General features: G+C 68.0%; 19 protein-coding genes. 13 read left to right on the top strand and 6 right to left on the bottom strand.

Going from position 1 to position 18,636, the window contains the following annotated elements; all coding sequences use genetic code 11:
• Nucleotides 1–44: 44 nt before the first annotated feature.
• Entirely contained in the window at nt 45–776 is a 732-nt protein-coding gene (locus tag FHX44_RS29565) for an XRE family transcriptional regulator (protein ID WP_147258786.1), read from the bottom strand.
• A 110-nt stretch (nt 777–886) separates the two neighbouring features.
• Here FHX44_RS29565 and FHX44_RS29560 point away from each other — a divergent pair, with 110 nt between their 5' ends.
• Both FHX44_RS29560 and FHX44_RS29555 read left to right on the top strand, forming a co-directional pair.
• Nucleotides 887–1,357, top strand: coding sequence for a GntR family transcriptional regulator (locus tag FHX44_RS29560; RefSeq protein ID WP_147258785.1), 471 nt, complete (start codon nt 887–889; stop codon nt 1,355–1,357).
• Between the two features lie 54 nt (nt 1,358–1,411).
• Entirely contained in the window at nt 1,412–1,954 is a 543-nt protein-coding gene (locus FHX44_RS29555; protein ID WP_212612703.1) for an HD domain-containing protein, read from the top strand.
• A gap of 493 nt (nt 1,955–2,447) precedes the next feature.
• Here the strand turns inward: FHX44_RS29555 and FHX44_RS29550 are convergent, their stop codons facing one another.
• Nucleotides 2,448–2,927: an NUDIX hydrolase gene (locus tag FHX44_RS29550; RefSeq protein WP_147258784.1), complete on the bottom strand. Its 480-nt coding sequence runs from the start codon at nt 2,925–2,927 to the stop codon at nt 2,448–2,450.
• On the bottom strand, nt 2,924–3,670 hold the full coding sequence (locus tag FHX44_RS29545) for a DUF5919 domain-containing protein (RefSeq protein ID WP_147258783.1): 747 nt from the start codon (nt 3,668–3,670) through the stop codon (nt 2,924–2,926). The genes FHX44_RS29550 and FHX44_RS29545 overlap by 4 nt, the downstream gene beginning before the upstream one ends.
• Nucleotides 3,671–3,779: 109 nt before the next feature.
• Here FHX44_RS29545 and FHX44_RS29540 point away from each other — a divergent pair, with 109 nt between their 5' ends.
• The 8 genes from FHX44_RS29540 (at nt 3,780) to FHX44_RS29510 (ending at nt 10,941) form a co-directional block, all read left to right on the top strand.
• Complete coding sequence (locus tag FHX44_RS29540) at nt 3,780–4,139, top strand: WhiB family transcriptional regulator (protein ID WP_147258782.1); 360 nt, start codon at nt 3,780–3,782, stop codon at nt 4,137–4,139.
• Entirely contained in the window at nt 4,139–4,471 is a 333-nt protein-coding gene (locus tag FHX44_RS29535; protein ID WP_147258781.1) for a hypothetical protein, read from the top strand. The genes FHX44_RS29540 and FHX44_RS29535 overlap by 1 nt, the downstream gene beginning before the upstream one ends.
• Entirely contained in the window at nt 4,468–5,166 is a 699-nt protein-coding gene (locus FHX44_RS43445) for a hypothetical protein (RefSeq protein ID WP_246170658.1), read from the top strand. Before FHX44_RS29535 ends, FHX44_RS43445 begins: the two co-directional genes overlap by 4 nt.
• Nucleotides 5,049–5,300 carry a hypothetical protein gene (locus tag FHX44_RS44315; protein ID WP_425469202.1) on the top strand — a complete coding sequence of 84 codons (252 nt, stop codon included), beginning with the start codon at nt 5,049–5,051 and terminating at the stop codon, nt 5,298–5,300. The genes FHX44_RS43445 and FHX44_RS44315 overlap by 118 nt, the downstream gene beginning before the upstream one ends.
• Nucleotides 5,293–7,689: a cell division protein FtsK gene (locus FHX44_RS29525; protein ID WP_147258780.1), complete on the top strand. Its 2,397-nt coding sequence runs from the start codon at nt 5,293–5,295 to the stop codon at nt 7,687–7,689. The genes FHX44_RS44315 and FHX44_RS29525 overlap by 8 nt, the downstream gene beginning before the upstream one ends.
• A gap of 664 nt (nt 7,690–8,353) precedes the next feature.
• Nucleotides 8,354–8,626, top strand: a complete 273-nt coding sequence (locus FHX44_RS29520; RefSeq protein WP_147258779.1) for a hypothetical protein — start codon at nt 8,354–8,356, stop codon at nt 8,624–8,626.
• 796 nt (nt 8,627–9,422) lie between these two features.
• Nucleotides 9,423–9,695 (top strand): hypothetical protein, encoded by a 273-nt coding sequence (locus tag FHX44_RS29515; RefSeq protein ID WP_147258778.1) that lies wholly within the window; start codon nt 9,423–9,425, stop codon nt 9,693–9,695.
• A gap of 322 nt (nt 9,696–10,017) precedes the next feature.
• Complete coding sequence (locus FHX44_RS29510; protein ID WP_170309090.1) at nt 10,018–10,941, top strand: spherulation-specific family 4 protein; 924 nt, start codon at nt 10,018–10,020, stop codon at nt 10,939–10,941.
• Between the two features lie 749 nt (nt 10,942–11,690).
• Here the strand turns inward: FHX44_RS29510 and FHX44_RS29505 are convergent.
• The 3 genes from FHX44_RS29505 to FHX44_RS29495 form a co-directional block, all read right to left on the bottom strand.
• On the bottom strand, nt 11,691–14,537 hold the full coding sequence (locus tag FHX44_RS29505; RefSeq protein WP_147258776.1) for a transglutaminase family protein: 2,847 nt from the start codon (nt 14,535–14,537) through the stop codon (nt 11,691–11,693).
• 383 nt (nt 14,538–14,920) lie between these two features.
• Nucleotides 14,921–15,478 (bottom strand): ImmA/IrrE family metallo-endopeptidase, encoded by a 558-nt coding sequence (locus tag FHX44_RS29500; RefSeq protein ID WP_170309089.1) that lies wholly within the window; start codon nt 15,476–15,478, stop codon nt 14,921–14,923.
• The gene (locus FHX44_RS29495; protein ID WP_147258774.1) at nt 15,475–15,984 is read right to left on the bottom strand and encodes a helix-turn-helix domain-containing protein; all 510 of its coding nucleotides are present in this window, start codon (nt 15,982–15,984) and stop codon (nt 15,475–15,477) included. The genes FHX44_RS29500 and FHX44_RS29495 overlap by 4 nt, the downstream gene beginning before the upstream one ends.
• Before the next feature lie 314 nt (nt 15,985–16,298).
• On the opposite strand from FHX44_RS29495, the gene FHX44_RS29490 reads away from it, so the two are divergent.
• From FHX44_RS29490 to FHX44_RS29480, 3 genes are read left to right on the top strand one after another with little or no spacing between them, the layout of a single operon-like run.
• Nucleotides 16,299–17,123 carry an adenylate/guanylate cyclase domain-containing protein gene (locus FHX44_RS29490; protein ID WP_212612702.1) on the top strand — a complete coding sequence of 275 codons (825 nt, stop codon included), beginning with the start codon at nt 16,299–16,301 and terminating at the stop codon, nt 17,121–17,123.
• Between the two features lie 14 nt (nt 17,124–17,137).
• Nucleotides 17,138–17,734, top strand: a complete 597-nt coding sequence (locus FHX44_RS29485) for a type II CBASS E2 protein (protein ID WP_147258773.1) — start codon at nt 17,138–17,140, stop codon at nt 17,732–17,734.
• A gap of 43 nt (nt 17,735–17,777) precedes the next feature.
• Nucleotides 17,778–18,245 carry a Pycsar system effector family protein gene (locus FHX44_RS29480; RefSeq protein ID WP_147258772.1) on the top strand — a complete coding sequence of 156 codons (468 nt, stop codon included), beginning with the start codon at nt 17,778–17,780 and terminating at the stop codon, nt 18,243–18,245.
• Nucleotides 18,246–18,636: the final 391 nt, after the last annotated feature.

The raw sequence follows: 18,636 nt of genomic DNA, 5'->3' as shown, positions 1-18,636 counted from the left end.
CGTCAGTCCGGCCAGAATCTGTCACGGATCAGGTGTGTGTGCCGCTACGCGAGCGTGTTCATCGGCCCTGCGTCGGCCCAGACACGCTCAAAGCAGTCGACGTACGTGGAGAACATACCGCTCGCCTCAACGCGCCGCAGGTGCAGCACCGGCGCGTATGCGGCGGCGATGCCGTGGACCTGCGGGTTGACCAACATCTCGTCGTCGGCCCGGAAGATCGAGTTGTAGAGCACCGTGTCGTGCTGGCGAGCCTGGACACCCTCGGCCTCCAGGAGGGGCCGGAACAGGGATACCGCGTTCTGGACCCGGGCGGCGACGGCGTCGCCGATGCCCTCCTCGGCGCCGCGTTCGGCCATCCGCCGAGAGCCCGGGTCGGCAAGAAGCAGGCGCACCGCCACCCCGGATCGAGCCTTGTCTGCCAGCAGACGGACCAAACCGACGTCCTCAGCGAGGAAGAGCGCTGCGTAGACCAGGATGCCGATCTCGCGCTCGGCGCCGGCGAACAGTTGCCGCCACTCCTCGCGAGGTACGGCGCTGCGGTACGGATAGCTCATCTTGATCTCATGGGACACCTGCGTGGGGGCGTCGTCCGGGTCAGGCCACAGGTCTTGCTCCCGGAGATTCAGGAGGTCGGCGACCGCCCAGCGGTGTCGGGGGTGCGGGACGCGGCCACTGATCCAGCGCTGCACGGTCTTCGGGTCGACATCGAGCGCCGCTGCAACGGCCGTCTCGCGTAGCCGCGCATCGGCGAGCGCGCGACGAAGGGCGTCGTTCACGGTCCCTCCTACCTCAGCAGCGCGACGTCGGCACGCTAGCACAAGAAGTCCCAAGACGTCCCACGGCGTGGTTCAGGCGTACCCGACGTTCGGCGAAGCTCGCAGCGGCCATGAGCAGTGCAAGCAACGGAACCGGCGAGCGGCCTGATCTCTTCAACGCGCTCGCGCACCCGCTTCGGGAGCAGATCCGGAACGGCCGGTTTGCTGCGGGTGCACTCCTGCCGTCCGAGTCCGAGCTTGCGCGAGCCGCCGGGACCAAGCGCTACTCGATCCGCAAGGCGCTGCTTCTGCTCCAGAACGAGGGCCTGATCGAACCCGTGGCCGGGCGGGGTTGGGCCGTCGTGGACCAGGCCGTCGGTCGCTCGGGGTTGCTTCCGCGGTACCGGCAGATCGCGGAGGAGCTGCGAGATGGGACAGTGACGGGCCTGCTCGCGCCCGGCTCTGCCTTGCCGAGCGAAACGGAGCTCATGGCCGCCTATGGGGTGTCCCGCGCGACCGTTCGTCGCGCCCTCGTGGTGCTGGAGTCGGACGGGCTGATCAGCACCTACCCGGGCAAAGGCAGATACGTGCGCCACCGGTGACCCGATAAGTTGATCTCGACAGGTACGTACCTGTCGCGGGTAACCTCTGCGCCCGTGCAGGTCGAACGGGCACGCCAGATCGCAGAGACGCTCCTCGCGGACTCCTTGCCGCGTCGCTGGGCCCATACCCAGGGGGTTGCGGCGGCAGCGCGCCGCTTGGCACCGATCCTCGGTGACGATGCCGAGCTGCTTGAAGCCGCGGCGTGGCTGCATGACATCGGGTACGCGCCGGACATCGCTCACCTCGGGTTCCACCCGCTCGACGGCGCGCGCTACCTGCGCGACTTCGAGAACGCAGACCCACGAGTCTGTGCCCTCGTCGCCTATCACACGGGTGGATTGCAGGGGGCGCGTGAATGTGGCCTCGGCGACACCCTCGGAGGCGAGTTCACCGCCCCGCCGGAGTTCCTCCTTGACGCCATCACCTACTGCGACCTGACCACAAGTCCGGACGGCAACGAGATCGACGCCGAGGAACGAGTGGCTGACATCGTGCGCCGCTACGGCGCTGAGCATCCCGTTGGCAAGGGGGCGCTCAGTTCAAGCCGTTCGTGGTTCGCGAGCGTGCGGCGCATCGAAGCCCACCTCGCGTCGTAACACCATCAGGGACGTTGCTCGGGACGTTTCTGACGTTCGCAACGTCCTGAGCTGTCCTGGAAGCGAGGTGCATACGCCCCGCTGACCTGCTGTCTCGTTGCGGCATGGCAGCACGAAGGGGTGAGCGTGCCCCCATCTGCGGTTCAGCGTGCACCGTTCCCGTCACGGACCAATTCGGCGAACGGCTTGCGCACCAGGTGTTCGACCAGCACATTACGCCGGAGGGTGTGGGCGGTGCGCTTCGCACCGCCTGCGGTGAATGGATCATTCCTGCTTCGATGATGGCGCCGATCGGACGGCCATGTGCGACTTGCCTGGCGAAGGTCGCAAGTCGCGTCGAACAGCCGGCTCCCCGTAGGAGTCGATGGATGTGGGTTCGGCGATGAGCTACCTTGCGCAGAGCTGCCCGGACTGTGGCGGACTGTTCATACGGGACGAGGATCTGGGCCGATTTCATGCGACCACGGGGGAAGAGTTCTGTCCCGTGCCAGGTTCACTCCAGATAGGGTTCGCCGGTGAACTCCAGGAAGTAGCGGATCCGGCGCCGTTGGGCAGGTGTCATGCTGAGCTTGAGGACACTGTTCCGGTCGCACCACTCGACTTCCTGAGATTCGCTGCTCGTCGCAATCTCGCCGCCGACCGGGCGACCGGCGAAGAGGATTGAGAATTCCTGCCTGACCTCGCCGTTGCTGGTGTACTCGATCACGTTGCGCGGGCTGCTGAAGATCCCGACCAGGCCGGTGACCTCACACAGGATGCCGGTCTCTTCACGTACTTCGCGCCGGCCCGCCTCGATCGGCGTCTCGCCGACCTCCTGCTTCCCGCCGGGGATCGACCACTGGTCGTTGTCGGTACGGCGGATCATCAGGAGCTGGCCAGCCTCGTTGACTACCGCGACAGCCACCCCGGGAACGATCCGGGTCGGTCGAGGTGCATCGGGGTCGTCGAAGTAGTCGATACGGCGCCCTGTCATGGGCTGGACTCTAGTGATCGAGCGCTGCTCCAGACCTTTTCGAAGCTGTCCCGGTAGAGCGTCACCATGTCGCCGCCGGGGATCTTCCGCAGGTGGAGCACGGGCGAGTTGGATCCGCCCATGCCGTACACGTGCGGGGTGACGATCATGTCGTCATCCGAGCGGAAGATCGAGGCGTACAGACAGGTTCCGTGCAGCCGGAACTCGATACCGTCCACGCCCCGCAACGGACGCAGCAGGGCAAGCACATTACGAACGCGCGCGGCGACCACGCCGGGCCCGGTCTCTTCTTCCTTCTCCCGCAGTGCGACCGCTTCCGAGTCCGGATCGCTGATCAGCAGCCGGATCCGTACTCCCGCCCCTGCCTTCTCACGGAATGCCCGCACCGTGCCCGAGTCCTCCGCGATGAAGAGTCCGGCCATGGTAAGCATGTCGATCGATTCCTCGGCGCGAGTAAAGTGCTGGAACCAGACCTCTCGGGTAACCATCCAGCGGTGCGGATAGGCGCTGATGATTTCGCTCTCGGACGCGGCTAACACCTGGGTGCGGCTGAGCGCGTCCGGCCAGAGGTAGGTCTCGTCCACGCCGAGCAGGGTCGCAACGGCGAATCGGTGTTTGCGGTACGGTGCGCGGCCGCTGATCCAGCGTTCCGCGGTCTTGACGTCCACCTGGAGTCGCTCCGCGAGCTGCGCGGGTGTCAAGCCGTTCTTGAGCAACGCCGCGCGCAGACGCTCGTTCGACAAGCCGCACCCCTCAGGACGTCCTGGGACGACTAGAACCTTATGGGGACGTCATCAACACGTCCAGCCATGTGGTGATCTTGTCCCCTGCTTCGCCACGAATCTCGTCGCCATGAACGAGCGACCGAGCTTCGAAGAGATGTGCACCGAGCTGGACGAACTGGCCGCGGTGCCCACGGAGGTTTTGGCGGCCTGGGTGACCGACCGGGGCCTCTGCCTGTGGGAGTCGACATTCGGCGATCCCCCGGAGTGGAGCGGTGAGGACGAGCCGGATCGGGAGCTGGCCACGCGCATGTGCGCCGGGTGCCCGGTCCGGGCCGAGTGCCTGGAGCTGGAGCTGCGGGTTGGCGGTGCCGAGACGGTCGGTGTGTGGGGTGCGCTGAACGAGGACGATCGGCGCGCGCTGCACTCGGTGTGGACGCGGCGCCGCCGGGCCGAACTCGAGGCCATGCCCGACGGGGAGGCGCCGTGATGACCGGTTCCGAGCTGTTCCTCGGTGGTGTCGCCGCGCTCGCGGTGCTGTCAATGGTGGTAAAGGCGCGGGCCGGGGTGAAGCGGGCGCGGGTTGCGGCGGAGATCGCCCGGGTCGGCGCGAACCCGGTGTCCCTGCTGGGGCGGGTGCTGACGACCGCGAGCGCGATCGTCGGAGCGCAGTGGGTGGTGATCATCTACGCGGTGAGCAACACCACGTTGCTGCTGGCGGTGCTGGCCGCGCCGGCGCTGGTCGCTGCCTACACCCTGACGCGGGCTACGACCGCGATGCAGCTCGGCCCGGCCGCCCGGCCGGGAGGTGGCCGCCGATGACCAGCACGGGGACGGCTGCCGAGGTGCACGAGCGGGCGCGGCAGGCGTACCGCGTCAGCGTCGCCGCCGGTACCGGGCTGAGCGGCAAGGCGCTGGGCGAGCGGTTCGGCCGCAGCGAGCGGTGGGGGCGCGAGCGGATCGCCGAGGTCCGCTCCGCCCCGCCTCGACCTGAGCGGCGTGCCGACGGCGGCGCTGGCCGGGACGACGGCGAGCGTGGTGCGGGTGCGGCTGCCGTGAGCGAGTCCGCGCGGCAGCCGCACGGCACCGAGACAGCCATCGACGTGAACCCCGCGGGAGACGGTGCGGCGCCGATGGGTGCGCGGTTCGTGGCCTGGCTGGGGTTCGTGTTCGGCTCGGCGATGTCGGTAGCGGCCAACGTGCTGCACGTCTGGCTGCCGGCGGATGAGCGGCCAGCGGGCTGGACGCCGGGGATCGCGCAGCAGGTCGGCTCGGCGGTGTGGCCGGTCGGGCTGCTGTTGTCGGCGGAGGTGCTCTCCCGGGTGCGCTGGGCGCCGGGGTGTGGTGGGCGCTGGCCCGCTACGGCGGTGCCGGAACCGTCGCCGTCGGCTCGGCAATCATCTCCTACGGCCACCTGCATGAGGTCCTCCTGGCCTGGGAGTACGGGCCGCTCGGGGCCGCGGTCGGGCCACTCGTGCTGGACGGGCTCATGGTCGTGTCCGGCTTCGCACTGCTAGCCATGTCCCGCGCCAGTCAGGGCACCGCCGATCCCGGGATCGCGGGTTCCGTGACGGATTCCGTGACACCGGTGGCAGCGAAGCCGCCTACAACCAACCGTTGCGCAACGGGTGCGGGTGGGGCCGATGACTGAGTTCCGGAGCGGCAACGAACCGCGCCGCAGCGGCGTGCCCGGCGACGATCCGCCCACTGAGCCGATCCCCGTGGTGCCGGCCCCGCCGAACGGGGCGGCTCCGGCAGGCCCATTGCCGCGGTGGCCGCTGCCGGCAGGCACAGCGGGGCCCGCGCTGGAGGGGGTGATCCTGTCCGAGTTGGAAAGCGAGTACGTCGCCCGTCACTTCGAGTACCAGCGCCGGACGCCCGGTCGCTCGCCCGCAGATCAGAGCAAGGCCGTTCAGGTGCGGCGCGCGGCGCCGCTGGTGCGTCGGCGGCGTTCGGTGGCGCCGGCGCTGCGCAAGGCTGTCTCTGTGGTGCGCGGCGGCACTGGACGGGCCACGGTCTACCTGATCACGACGGCGCGGGTGGCGGTCACGCACGAGCGGATCCGCAGCACACTGCGGTGGGCGGTCCGCAACGCCGTGGTCTACGTCGCCACCGGGGTGTGGGTGGTGGTGCGGAGGGTGTGGGAGGCACACACCCAGTCCCGCTACGAGCGGATGATGCGCCAGGCCGAGCTGGCCGGCGACATGCAGCGCCTGATCGACTGGGAACATCGAGCGGAACGAGCGCGCGCGATGCGGCACAAGCGGCGGATGGACTGGATGTACGCCCCGTTCGCACTCGCCAAGGCCGTTGCCGTCGCCGCGATGACGATCGCGGGGATGTTGCTGGCGTTGGGGATCACCCTCGCCGTCGGCTACCAGGACATCACGTGGGTGCTCGCCCCGCTACAGGCCGCGGTGGACCTGATCGCGTGGGTGGTGTGGCTGGTCACCGTCGTCTGGTTGCCGCTGGTGTTGGCGGCGCCCTGGCTCGCGCTGGCGGCGTTGTGGCAGCTCGGCCGCGCCCACGGCACTGTGCCGACGTGGGCCGCCCCGCTCCGCATGCGCGAGCAGGAGGGCGTGATCGTCACGCCCGGCGGGGTCGCGGCCGCGCTCGCGCACCTCGGGATCGGCAGGCTCAACGAGGCGATCAAGAAGGGGTGGGAGGTCGAATTCCTGACCCCGCCGGTGCGGGTGAACAACTGCGGCTACCACGCGGCGTTCTCGCTGCCGATGGGCGTCACCCCGGACATGATCGCCGACCGGCGCGACGTCCTGGCCCGCAACCTCAACCGCGCACCCCTGGAAGTCTGGCCCACCGCAGCCGAGCGGGCCGGCTACGTCGACCTGTGGGTAGCCGACCCGGGCTCCACCGAGAAACCGGCCCCGCCCTACCCGCTGCTCCACGACGGCAAGGCGGACGTGTTCGCCGGGATCCCGTTCGGGGTCTCCCAGCGCGGCGACGTCATCATCGTGGTGCTGCCCGGCGGAAACCTCGTATTCGGCGGGCTGATGGGCCAAGGCAAATCCAACGCCGCCCGCGTAGTCATCCTCGGCGCCGCCCTGGACCCCCTGTGCGAGTTGTGGGTGTTCGTGTTCGCCAACAACGGCGACTTCGACGCCTACCAACCACGCCTGGCCCGCTACCACCGCGGCATCGACGACACCGTGGCCGCCGCCGCGCTGCAAGCGCTGCGGGACCTGTACGAGAAGGTCGCGCAGCGCGAGGCGCGATTGGCCGAGCTGGGCGCAAAGAAAGTCACCCGGACCCTGGCCGAGAAGCACCCGGAGCTGCGGCCGCTGGTGGCGTTGTTCTCCGAGTGCCACGAGCTGTTCGGACACGAGCAGTTCGGGAAGGAGGCCGCGGACCTGGCGGTGCAGACCATGCGCCGCGGGCGGAAAGCGGCGATCACGCTCGCGTTCGACACCCAATCGTCGCGGGCGGACGCGATCCCGCCGAAGATCGTCGAGTTGGTGAAGGTCAACGCGTGCTTCGCGGTCAAGTCATGGCGCTCCAACGACGGGTTCCTCGGCGACGGCTCGTTCCAAGCCGGCATCCGGGCTACCGAGCTACGGCCCGGCAAGGACGTGGGCACCTCGCTGCTGACCGGGGCCACCGATGAGCGGTTCGAGATCCTCAAGTGGTTCTACATCGAAGCCGACGACGACACCGGATACGACGCTGCCGCCGAGGTCATCGAGCGCGCGATGACGTATCTCGACGAGCGCACAGCCCGTGCTGAAATCGACGCTGGGTCGGATGACGCGCATGATGTGGGTGAGCGTCGGGATCTGCTCGACGACCTTGCCACGGTTCTCGGGAACGAGCGGATTCCCGCAGCGGATGTCCCGGCCCGGCTGCGCGACCTCGCGCCGAATTACGAGCCGTATCGACGCATGCCTGGCGTGAAGCTGCGGGAGGTGCTGGAGCGCGAGTACGGCATCAAGGTGCCGTCGACCGGCAACCGCTACCCCGTAGACCCGGTGACGGTGCGTAGCCGAATCGCCGAGCGCGGAGCTGCCCGTGGGGGGCGACGATGAGTAGCCCCGGGGATGCGCGAGTGAGGTCGGTTAGGTCCCAGCAAGGTCGACGCCACGGCGTCGATCCGGGGACTTCTGGAGCCTCTGCGGGACACCCCAAACCACCTAACTCACCTACCTCGCCGCAGGTAGACGGCATGATCATCGGTCCGGTGGGAGGAGTTAGGAACCTAACTCGATCGCCGTCAGCTAACTCGGGAGCTGATCTCCCGCGCACCTGCGCCAACCCGGACCAGGGAGGAAGCGCCGAAGATCGTTCGGAGCCCGATGGATCACTCTCAGGCACGGATACGGGACCGACGGTGACGCGTCCCTCCCCCGCGCCACGCCGTGTCCATCTGCTCGCGGACATCACGGCGTCAGGACACAGGTTCCGTGCGTACTGCACCTGCGGGTGGTCAACCACGCCACGGGTCAACAGGCGCCGGGCCGTCGAGGCGCTGGAGACCGGGCACGGCTACGAGGATCCGATCTGCGACCTGTGCGGGCGTGACCGCACCGACACGAACCTTCCGTGGCCGCAGCGGAACGACCATGTGCGTGTGCTCGTCGATGAGCAGAGCGGCGACCAGCTCGTCGTCTGCCGAGACCACAAGCGGGCGTGTTCGGATCTCACGTGCCGCGCGCGGCTGCAAGCGGTCCGATCAGGGACGGGTGAGCGCCGATGGCGCTGACACCCGAGCAGCGCCGGCTACGCGCCCAGATCGCTGCCCACATCCGCTGGTCCCGCGAGGACCCCACGGCCAACGCCGTGCGCGCACAGGCCGGGCTCGTCGCTCGTTTCGAGCGCGAGATCGATCCGGACGGGACCCTCGAGCCGGCCGAGCGAGCGCGCCGAGTCGAGTCCGCGCGGAAGGCCCACATGAAGCGATTGGCCCTCAAGTCCGCGAAGGCTCGCCGACGGCGGGCCGAGGCCAACCGCGAGCGTCAGCCGTGAATGGGCGGGAGCCGGGCTCTCCCTCACTGCGGCGGAGGCCGCCCGCGCGGTGGACACGCTGAGACGGTGCTGGCTGTCTCCAGGGCGCCGACCCCCGCCGGATCGGGCTCGGCTGGGTGTCGTCGACCTCGGGGCAGCGGCATCCGACGGCCCAGCTGTTCGCCTACGACGCCCAGCTCACGAACTCGGGCTGTTCAACCCGCACCCGACGAGCAGCGACCTGATCGTCGCGAGCTTTCTGCTTGGCGGGCGCAGACACAGCTGCGGCCACCTTCGGCGTCCGGCAACCTGCTCGGCTGTTCCCACAGCCGCTTGCGCAACTCCCGCCGCTGGATCTGATCCAAACGGTTCCAGTCCGCCTCCCATGTATCACCCGCCCCGAGCTCGACCTCGTCTTGGCGCACATCGGGCCCATCCGCAGGTTGATCCAAGTCGCCCAGGTGCGCAGGAGAAGAGAGGTGACATCGTGGGATGGCGCGTTAGCAATACGACGTTCATCGCCCCAGGCGCTACAATAATCCACAGGTTCTGGTGGCCGGCTGGGAGCTCCGACAGAGGAGCGCAATGGGCGATGGCTCATCCAGTCCTCGGGGAGTCCGACGACTGGCTCATGACAGAGCGGGTCGGGAAACATTTGCTGTGCGAGATCGGACAGGTGATCGAAAATGGCCCACCCATTTACCGGTGCGTGGAGACCGGTAGGGACTACGAGTACCGTGCCCTTATTCGAAATGATGGGACGTCGGGATGCCGCTATCAACTCGAAGGCGGAGGGGTTGCCTAGGCCATGGCAAGAGTGACGGCAATCGTCGACATGAGCGGTCGAATCCTCGCCGCCCAGATTGATGCTGAACGTGCGAACGATGCCAACGGAGACATGCCCTCTGCAGAGTTGGTCCAACTGCCGGGCCAACGCACAGTAGAGATGGACGTCCCGGACGAGATCCGCGATCTGTCCGGCCCAGAATTGTCGCGCTTCTTCTATCACGTCGAGATAGTCTGGCCTGCGACAGTTAACGTCCCGCGTATTGAGATAGTAGGAGAGGCACACGATTCCTCCGAGACGTAGCATCGTCACGGCAGGGCCCGGTCAGTGCCGTGAGATTGCGAACTGATCTCCGCATCCCTCCGGATCTAACAGAGCCTCCCGCCTGACACCTTTCGCCCATCCCCGGAGACGCAGCCGCCGCATCCGGTTCTAACCGCGTAGCCGAGCAGGTCGGTGGCGCAACTAGTCCAGGGTGAGGCCCTATCGAATGATGTGACCAGTCTCGCGTACGACGAAGCGCGAGCCGCGGCCTAAGGGCACGCCCGCCAACTCGGTGGGCGGCCGCCCGTAGGAGTCCCTTGGAGGAATGAGGAGACTTCGAATACGCATGTGGAGAGCCGAGATGTCAAATGAACCGTCTGGCCTGCTGGTTCCAGCGTATGACTACCCGAGCGAAGGAGATGAGGCTTGGGATACTCTCACAGATGTCGGTGGAATATTGACGTCTGGCCAGATGATGGTAGTGGTTAACCACGAGGACGGCCATTTCACCGAAGCAAACCCGGACTACGAAGCAGTTATCGGAAAACTAAATGGAGTGTGCGCTTCAGTTTTGGGTTACGTGCATGACTGCTACGACAATACCAAGGTAGAGCCACCCCTCTGTCCGAGAACCACAGACATAATGGGAGACGTTGACCGGTGGTTCGCCACATATGAAGTCGCCGGGATCTTTATTGACCAGCTACTTCCGGACCGTGTGGACCATGCCGCTGCGCTCGTGCAGCAAGTGCGCGATCGTCATCCCGGTGCTGTCGTCGTCCTCAACCCGGGCACCATCCCCCCTGAGGAGTTCATGGAGCAAACGGATCCGGCTGTCGTCGTGATTCAAGAGGGATCAGTGCATTCTGAAGACCCTAACAATCCTCCTACTTTTGACGCTAATTGGCCGCCGCCGGGCTGGGTGAGAGATAGAGCAACGCCTACGCCAACGGGCGCCGCATCGATAGCGGCTGGGCGACTCGCGATTATAGGCCACACGGCGCCGGACCCGGAACACGTCGATAATTTGATTGCCAAAGCGGCGCAATACAATATCAGGTGGGTATACGCCCAACACGTGACTGGTTCTACCTATAACCCACTCTCCATTCATCTTCAGTTGCTGGGCGAGCGCCTCAGCGCGTTTTCCCGCTTGGGATGCCTAGCTGTTCCCTTCGGTCGCGTATTTATCTATCTCTTAAACTACATCCTCTGCCGTGCTATCCGGGGAACTTCCCGACTCGTCACTGCCGCCAGGCAGCGCAAGGACGGGCCGCGGCGTTAGGCGTGATATTTCCCACGGACTGGGGCTCCGGCGCCTTGGTGCCTTCGCCTTGGCGTACGAGCAATGTGGTGCGGACCTCGATCGGAGGCCGCGAAGCTAGCGCGGCTCGCGTGCGCGGCAATCGGGTCTCGACACGGCATGGTTTGCTGGGCTCTAACAAGCGAGTTCGGTCAAACGGCCAGGCGACCGGCAGACCCGTGACACAAACACCGGCGTCATCCTGCAACCCCTCCGAATGGGCGCCACAGATCGTCACCATCCGCCAGATCGCCGGATCCTCGGGCGGGGCCTAACGAAAACGTTCCTTGTGACACCGCACCGCCAGCGGGGTCGCCGCGCTCCTCGACTTCGCTGGACTCAACGGTGCGCACGGGCCCGCGCCACCGATCGAGTCGAGCCGAGGGTCGGATCGAACCGACGACCTACCGCTTACAAGACAGTCATTCCGCGTCTTCCAGAGCCCTACCTGCGACATCGTCCATCAGGTCGGCCCCGCTGATGGGCCGATTCAACACCGTTCAGCGCCAGTTCGTGCCACATCACGTGCCACGGGGCGCGCCTACCGCCCTGTGCACAGCTCAGCACGCCGGCCGCCAACGTTTGAGGCCACAAAGGAGGCCACACAGGATGGAGCTACTCGCGCGGATCGACCGGCTCAACGGCCCGCGTTGACACGTGCCTGTCAAAGGGTGCCGCTCCAAGCGCAGGATCCTGGCGGATCCGCGTGGCCGACAGGCCGCGGCGATCGGTCACCGCGCGATGGCTCCCGGGCCCGCGTCCGTCGGCGCCTCCGGAGCCTCAATCCGGATCGGATGTCTGAGGATCCCCCCGCCGCCCTCGGCGCTGGCGAGGCTCACGTGCACGCTTCCGGAGTCGAGGCCCGCGACAGTGGTGACCCCGGTCGTGATCTCCCGTTCCTCGCGTGGGCCCAGGTCACCGAGGGTCCAGACGACGCGTTCGGCCGCCACCGCGTGGAGCGGATCGAGCCGGACGACGACGTCGCGTGCGACGGCGTCGGTCGGGTTGACCACCCGGATCCGCAGCGTGGAGGCCTCCCCCAGGACGTGGCGGTGCGGCCAGTCGACGCTGCCCTCAACCCGCGGTGTCAGGCGCACTTCGCGCTCGACGGCAATCCGGCCGTCCAGCCTGCCCCGCAACAGCAACCGCTCTGCGGGGGGCAGCGTGGGCGGGAGGTCGAACCGGAAGGGCACGGTGACCGTGCCCGCCGGATCGAGCGCGACACGAAGCTCGGTGGTGGCGTAGACCGTGTCGGCGGGGGCCTTGCTCTCCGCGCGGCTCCCGACCAGTTCGACAACGAACGTGCCGAACTCCCGGTCCGGCCCCGTGTTGCCGACCTCGAGCGTGCCCTCCAGGGTTCCGCCGAAGTCGGGCGGTCCGCCCGCGAACCGCACCCCGGCGCCCGCCGCGAGCCCGCGGCTCCGCACCCCCGTGCAGTCCCAGTGCGGGTCGGGCCAGTACCCCTGCTCGCAGAGCTCGTCGACCCACGCGGCGCGGGTGACCTGTTGCTGGGGCTCGCCGCAGTCGTTGCGGCCGTAGGTGACATCGGATGAGCCGTCGTCCAATGCGGCCGCCGCCCACGTCTCTCCCGCCATGACGATCACGTCGTTGAACGACTTCACTGCCACCCCGCGGGTCGTGCCGAACGTCCGGCGGGACTCCGGCTGCATGCCCGGGTACTCGTGCGGATGCAGGATCCGCCACTCGACGGCGCCGCCTCCATCGGGGGCCAGGAACTCCACCCAGGTGTCGAAGGTCCAGTTCGCGGCGCCCGTTTCCAGGCCGGCATCAGCCGTGACGGGGTGGGCCGGGATCCCAATGGCGCGCAGCATCGCCACGAGCAGGCAGGCGTCGTCGGCGCACTGGGCCTCGGAGAAGTTCGTGATGAGGTCGATCGTGTCCTGGGTGTGGTAGTTGAGCGAGTAGGCCAGCAACGCCTCCTCCGTCCGGGCGACCCGCACAGCCGCGCTGAAGGAGTCTGTCCCGCCGCTGACCGCGGCGAGGGCAGGCCCGAAGATCCGCACGTCGCTCGGGTGGAGGTAGTAGTGAAGGCCTGCGACGGCGTTGGTGCGCGCGCCGAACCACACTGCCGTCGGGTCGAACGAGAACCGCGCAGGCCCGCCGATGGTCGCCGGATCGAAGATCACGAAGAACGGGACCTCCGCGGCCTGTTCGGTGCAGGCCGACTCTGCGACGACGGTGTACCGGCCGACCCGCACGGCGTTCGCGGGTTGCGGCCACGTCCAGCGAGTCGTCGCGTAACCCGGGAAGACCTCGACGACCTCCGGCTCGGCGACGATGTCACCGTCCGGGCCGAGGATCCGCACCCGGGGGAGACCGTCGGTGCAACATGACTGCACCGCGATCACCGGGCCCTCGCCGACGCCGCGGGGGAAGACCGGGCCCTCGATGGCCTGCTCCCCCGGCTTCGCCGTGAAGAACGGGTTCCCACCGAGGATCTCGACGCTCGGCGCGCGCAGCCTGCTGACCACGACGACCGGCGCCGACACCGGGCTGACGATCGGGCCGAGGTACTGCACCGCCGTAATCGTGTCCCCCGATGACAGCGACGCTCCCCCGCCCAGCTGCAGGGCGACGTCACCGGGTGCGGCGCCGCCGTACGCCGCGGGAACGCCGTTGCGGAGGACGACCACGACAGCGTTGATGACCGTGTCACGAACCACGACGAACCGCGCGCCCGCGCAGATCGGACCCAGCACCATCGGGGCGCGCAGGGTCTTCTCGGGTCGCTCTGGCGGCGCGGGTGGGCTGACGTTGCCGCACAGCTCCTGGGTCCCACTCACCGGCCCGCCCGTCAGCGGCGGGGTGACCGGGAAGAAGTTCGCCGCGGCCGTCGCGAGCCACCCCGACGACACCGTCGCGCCGGAGTCGGTGACCTCCACACCCGCCCCGATGAGCAGCCCGCGCAGCGTGACGGCGTCGTTGCCCACCACGAGCGACGCCGTGTCGACCACCGGGCTCGGGGCCGGCACCGGCGCAGCGGTGACCGTCACGGGCGCAGACGACGATCCCGCGATCTCGTGGCCCGTGCCCTCGCACGCCACCTGGCGGGCCGTCACCACGCCGCCCGCATGTAGCGCCGCGGTCACCACCGGCACCCGGTCGCTGGCCGCCACGGCGGTCCCGACCTCGATACCGTTCTCCTCGACGTGCACTCGACAGCCCGGCACGAGATCGCTCACCGGGACCACCCGGCCACACTCGACCAACCCGTCGGCCACCCGCGGCGCCCGGTCCCGGATCTGCCCTTCCGGCAGCGCTCCGACCACCACCGGTGGACTCGACGGTCCGCTGTCGACGTTCGCCACGGTCTGCGTCGCCACCAGCCGCTCGCCGAGGGCCACCGGTCGCCGCAGCGGGACGTCCGTGAACCCGAAGGGCGGGTTCTCCTCGCCGAGCAGCTCGCCGACATCGGTGAACACCCGCACGACCGCATGGGGGACGAAGCCGGAGAGCGCCAGCGCCTCCGCACACTCGACCACCGGCCGGCGGATCACCGGCGGGGACAGGCTCTCGCGGATCGGGAAATCCTCGTTGAGGCGGGGCTCATCGGCCATGTGGAGTCTCCGTTCAACTCGTCCGGGAAAGGAGACGCTGCCTCACGAGCGAGATACGGCGATCACCCAACCGTCGCAGTGAACACACAGACGAACGAAAGGAGCAGGTGGCGCATAGGCCGCACACCCATGGCGTTGAGCGAGCAAGTCGAGACGGACAGCTTGTCCGGGCGTGCGTGCTGGTCAAGACCGTGGTGGGTTCAGCCGGTTCGAACCTGCGACCGCTCGGGTGTAAAGCGAGGAGACACGATCAACTAGGCCATCTACCTGCGACAACAGCAACACGACCGCCGGCTGAGACGCCATAAGTCACACCGACCAACCGGGCTTCGCACCATGATTGATTCCACACTGCCTGTCCCGTGGCCGTGCTGCCGGTGGGTTCAGCTTGAGCGTCGTTGGACCTGCCGTGCAACCCCGGTGGTGTTGTAGCGGAATCTGGCCATCTCGATCGTTACGCCGAAGGTCGCGGCGATCTCGGCCGGCCCGTCTCCGCGTAGAGCCGCACGCATCAGCAGGGGGCGAGGCAGGAGCAAGGTGCCGCCGAAGGCGGTCGCCTGCTCCTCTTCGTCCGGTTTGCAGGTGCGGAAGGGGACGCCTTCAATCACCCGGATCTCGCTGAGGTCGTGCCGGAGTAGCTGGTGAGCGATCTCGTGGGCGACGTCACTGGCGAGGCGGCCCGGCGTCCGCAATGGGTTGGTCACCACGAAACGACGCTGTTGGACCTCGAAGGTGGCGGCGGAGAACGCGAAGGCCTGAAGACGTTCGATCTCTTCCAGGCGACTGCGGTTAACGAGTTGGTCGGCACTGACGAGGGTGATCCCCAGATGTGCAGCCAGTCGATCGAGCGGTAGCGGGTCCCCTGCGGTGAGCGCAAGTTCGGTTCGCAGACGCTGCGCCTCCCGCTCCGCCTGAGCTTTGAAGCCGCGTGGAAGTGTCACCGGCCCGCTTCCCGAACCACCAAGTCCTCCAACGCGCTGTGGATGTCGGCGAGCAACGCTCCCAATCGCTGGGGCACACCCGGCCGCATCACCGACGCAGCGCGCAGGTGACACGCGACCACCGGTTTCGACGGTGCAGCGGTCTTCGCCAGGTTGGCGTACATCTCCCTGAGCACGCCGCTGATGGCCTTCGCCGCGTCCGTACTCAGGCGCGGGTCGGCGCTGAGATGCGCGATGGCCTGATCCAGGGGCTCCGCGGGGCGGGCCGCGACGGGGGTGAAGAATCGGCTGGGCGGCATTCCCAGCCATGCACAGAGTCGGGTGAAGGACGCGAGGTCTGGCTGAGCCCCAGCCTCGACGCGCGACATCGTGCTGAAGCTGACGCCGGCCTCGGAGGCGGCGAGCCGAAGCGACTGGCCACCCCGGCGCTCGCGCACAAGCCGGCCGAGCTGGGACACATCCAGCATCTCGACCTCGACGGGCTGGCCGTCGGGGGGCCCGGTCATGGGCGGCCATTCGAGTCAGGCACGGCGCGACTGTAGCCGCTCGTCGCAGCTTTGCTGCAACACACCGCGCGGGTCACAGCCGCGTGCCGATGAATCTTGGCTGCAACAGCTACGGTCAGCGTGCCGCTCCCCGGCAACTCAGGGCGATCAGGAAGGTCACCACCGTGGACAACCACGCAGACCGTAGGACCCGTCAAACGCACTTCACCCTCGGACGCGGCGAACCCATGCCCTTCGTCGACCACGCGGAGACCCGCATCTTGCGACACGACCGGTTCGCGAGTGTCAACCAGCAGACGGCGGTGGCCTGAACCATGCCGTCGGACAGCACCGCGTTCGCTCGGGACGTCATGGGGGCCTACCGGTCCTTCGGCCTGGCGGAGAAGTCCCTCAGTGAGAGCGTCCGCGCGTCGGCCGCCGAGACCATCGAGCAGATGGCCCGACCGATGGGGCACCCCGCGTTCGCCGGCCTCGGGCTCGGTGAACGAGGACACTGCGACGCCGCCGTCGCGTTCCTCGACCTGTCGGCGTTCACGGCCCGCACCTTCTGGGATTGCCCCGACGATGTCGTGCGGCTCGCCCGGGCAGTGCTCACCCAACTCACCGAGGTCGTCCACGACTTCGGTGGGCACGTCCTCGGACTCCGCGGCGACGGGGTGTTCGCCTGCTTCGGCGGCCCCGACAGCCGGCACCCGGACGTGGACACGAGCGCTGCGCTGGGCGCTTGCGCCTTCGCCCTCGACGCCACCCAGGGCGCACTCAACAACCTGCTCAAGCTGGACGGCCTCGCACCGGTGCAACTCCGCGCCGGCGCGGACCACGGACGCCTCGACTTCGAGCGCACCGGGATCGCGGGCACGAGTGAGGTCAACGTCATCGGCTTCGCCGCCAACTTCGCCGCGAAGTGCGAGAAGACGGCGAACAGCTGGGAACTGGTCGTCGGCGCCGGCCTCGCAGATCTCATCCCCGACAAGAGCCTGCTGGTCGAGCACTCCAACAGCCCCAAGGTCTACCAGCGCGACTACCAGAAGAAGACCTACGCCTTCTACGACTTCCGGTGGCGTTCCTTGCTACCCGAGCTGCAGGGAACCCGTGAAGACCTCGCTGGTGCCCCGATCAGCCGCGTGCGCATCCTCTGAACCAGGAGAACCCGATGACCTTGCCCAGCCTGCTGCGCCGCGTCGGCCTGGACGTCCCCCGCGGCGTCAGCATCGACGGCCGCATCCTCACCGGCCGCGCCGCGACCGCCGCGATCGCCAGCGGCGCCGCCACATCGGTCGAGCGACACACCTTCCACGGCGGCGACGATCCGCCGACCCTCCACATCCGCAACGCCTGGTGGCAGGATCCCGCGGCCCGCCGCACCGACATCTCCGCCGTCGGTCACGCCTTCCCCCACTTCCAGCTCGACGACTCCGACGGTGCACACAACTGGCGCGGCACCATCGACACCGGGCGGGGCCGATTCGTGATCCACGTCGTCGGCGATCCGGGCGGCGGACTGCCGCACGTGGTCCCCGTGCTCCCACGCGCGCTGGGCCGACATGAGGGACGCCGCGGCTTCCGTCGCGCCGAGCATCTCTACGCCAGCGGCAACCTGTGTGTGGCCGACATCTCCGACTGGGATCCCGACCTCCACACCAGCGCCACCGCCATCGCCTGGGCCGCACATTGGCTCGCCGCCTACACAGATTGGTGCCTCGGCGGTCCCTGGCCCACCGACGGATATCAGCCCCGTGCGGCCGCGTAGGAGACAATCCGCCGGGTCCTCCCCGCCGAAGGGCAACGAGGACGTGTTCCTCGCACTCACCACCATCGGCCCCTGGGTCAACAACGCCGACACCAAGATCGGCCTGCTGGCCGCCGCTCTGACCGTGATGACCGGCGGCGCGATTCGGCAGCGACCTCGCGTTGAAACGGTCCTACTCGCGGGCATGGACACCCGCGGAAGCATCGCGCTCGCATCGCTCGCCGTCTGCGCCCTCGCGCTCCTCACCGCCGGCATCTACCTGTTCCGCGCGCTAAAACCCCGCCTCACCAACACCGCGCCAAGCCGTTTCGCCTTCCCGCACCTCGCCGACGCCGACCTCAGCCAGCTGACCGACTCCGACCCCGCGGCCGTCCGCGCCGAAGGCTGGATCCAGGCCCAGACCCTCGCTCGGATCGTCCGCCACAAGTACACCTGCTTCCGAAAGGCACTCATCGCCGGGACGATCGCCGGCGGCGCCTTCGTAACCTGGCTGCTACTTGTCCCGATCTAGACGGTGGCAAGCCCCGGCGTCGAGACTCGCACACCTCGAAAGGAACCTGACCACAGCATCTCCAGATCGTTCGGGACTGGTACCCGTAGATCAAGAGTCGTCTCGTCCAGATCTTGGCCCCTGAGCCGCGACGCCCCCTCGGCCCAGGATGATCCACGTCTTCGCAATGGCCGCAAGGGCGCCTACATGGCCGCGGACGCTCCTCTGCGAGTAGGCCTAGTCGACGTTGGAAGCCGCCTGACGTCCCAAGTCAGCCCGAAGGTTCAGTCCAGGATATCGCACGGCATGCCGCTCCCAACCGGACAGCATTTCCGCAGGTAAGCATGCTGTTTGACTCGTTCGTAGTGCGCGACTACCTGGACTGAGATTCCTTTCCGAAGAGGCCCTCCAC

The sequence above is a fragment of the Pseudonocardia hierapolitana genome (assembly GCF_007994075.1).
In the GTDB taxonomy this organism is placed as follows: domain Bacteria; phylum Actinomycetota; class Actinomycetes; order Mycobacteriales; family Pseudonocardiaceae; genus Pseudonocardia; species Pseudonocardia hierapolitana.
This window is presented reverse-complemented; position numbering and strand designations above follow the sequence as displayed.

What these genes read in the sequence shown, in the direction of transcription:
- FHX44_RS29485 (WP_147258773.1), top strand. Translation starts at nt 17,138, where the DNA reads ATGACCTTGCCCAGCCTGCTGCGCCGCGTCGGCCTGGACGTCCCCCGC.
- FHX44_RS29535 (WP_147258781.1), top strand. Translation starts at nt 4,139, where the DNA reads ATGACCGGTTCCGAGCTGTTCCTCGGTGGTGTCGCCGCGCTCGCGGTG.
- FHX44_RS29525 (WP_147258780.1), top strand. Translation starts at nt 5,293, where the DNA reads ATGACTGAGTTCCGGAGCGGCAACGAACCGCGCCGCAGCGGCGTGCCC.
- FHX44_RS29550 (WP_147258784.1), bottom strand. Translation starts at nt 2,927, where the DNA reads ATGACAGGGCGCCGTATCGACTACTTCGACGACCCCGATGCACCTCGA.
- FHX44_RS29540 (WP_147258782.1), top strand. Translation starts at nt 3,780, where the DNA reads ATGAACGAGCGACCGAGCTTCGAAGAGATGTGCACCGAGCTGGACGAA.
- FHX44_RS29510 (WP_170309090.1), top strand. Translation starts at nt 10,018, where the DNA reads ATGTCAAATGAACCGTCTGGCCTGCTGGTTCCAGCGTATGACTACCCG.
- FHX44_RS29495 (WP_147258774.1), bottom strand. Translation starts at nt 15,984, where the DNA reads ATGACCGGGCCCCCCGACGGCCAGCCCGTCGAGGTCGAGATGCTGGAT.
- FHX44_RS29560 (WP_147258785.1), top strand. Translation starts at nt 887, where the DNA reads ATGAGCAGTGCAAGCAACGGAACCGGCGAGCGGCCTGATCTCTTCAAC.
- FHX44_RS29520 (WP_147258779.1), top strand. Translation starts at nt 8,354, where the DNA reads ATGGCGCTGACACCCGAGCAGCGCCGGCTACGCGCCCAGATCGCTGCC.
- FHX44_RS43445 (WP_246170658.1), top strand. Translation starts at nt 4,468, where the DNA reads ATGACCAGCACGGGGACGGCTGCCGAGGTGCACGAGCGGGCGCGGCAG.
- FHX44_RS29490 (WP_212612702.1), top strand. Translation starts at nt 16,299, where the DNA reads ATGCCGTCGGACAGCACCGCGTTCGCTCGGGACGTCATGGGGGCCTAC.
- FHX44_RS29505 (WP_147258776.1), bottom strand. Translation starts at nt 14,537, where the DNA reads ATGGCCGATGAGCCCCGCCTCAACGAGGATTTCCCGATCCGCGAGAGC.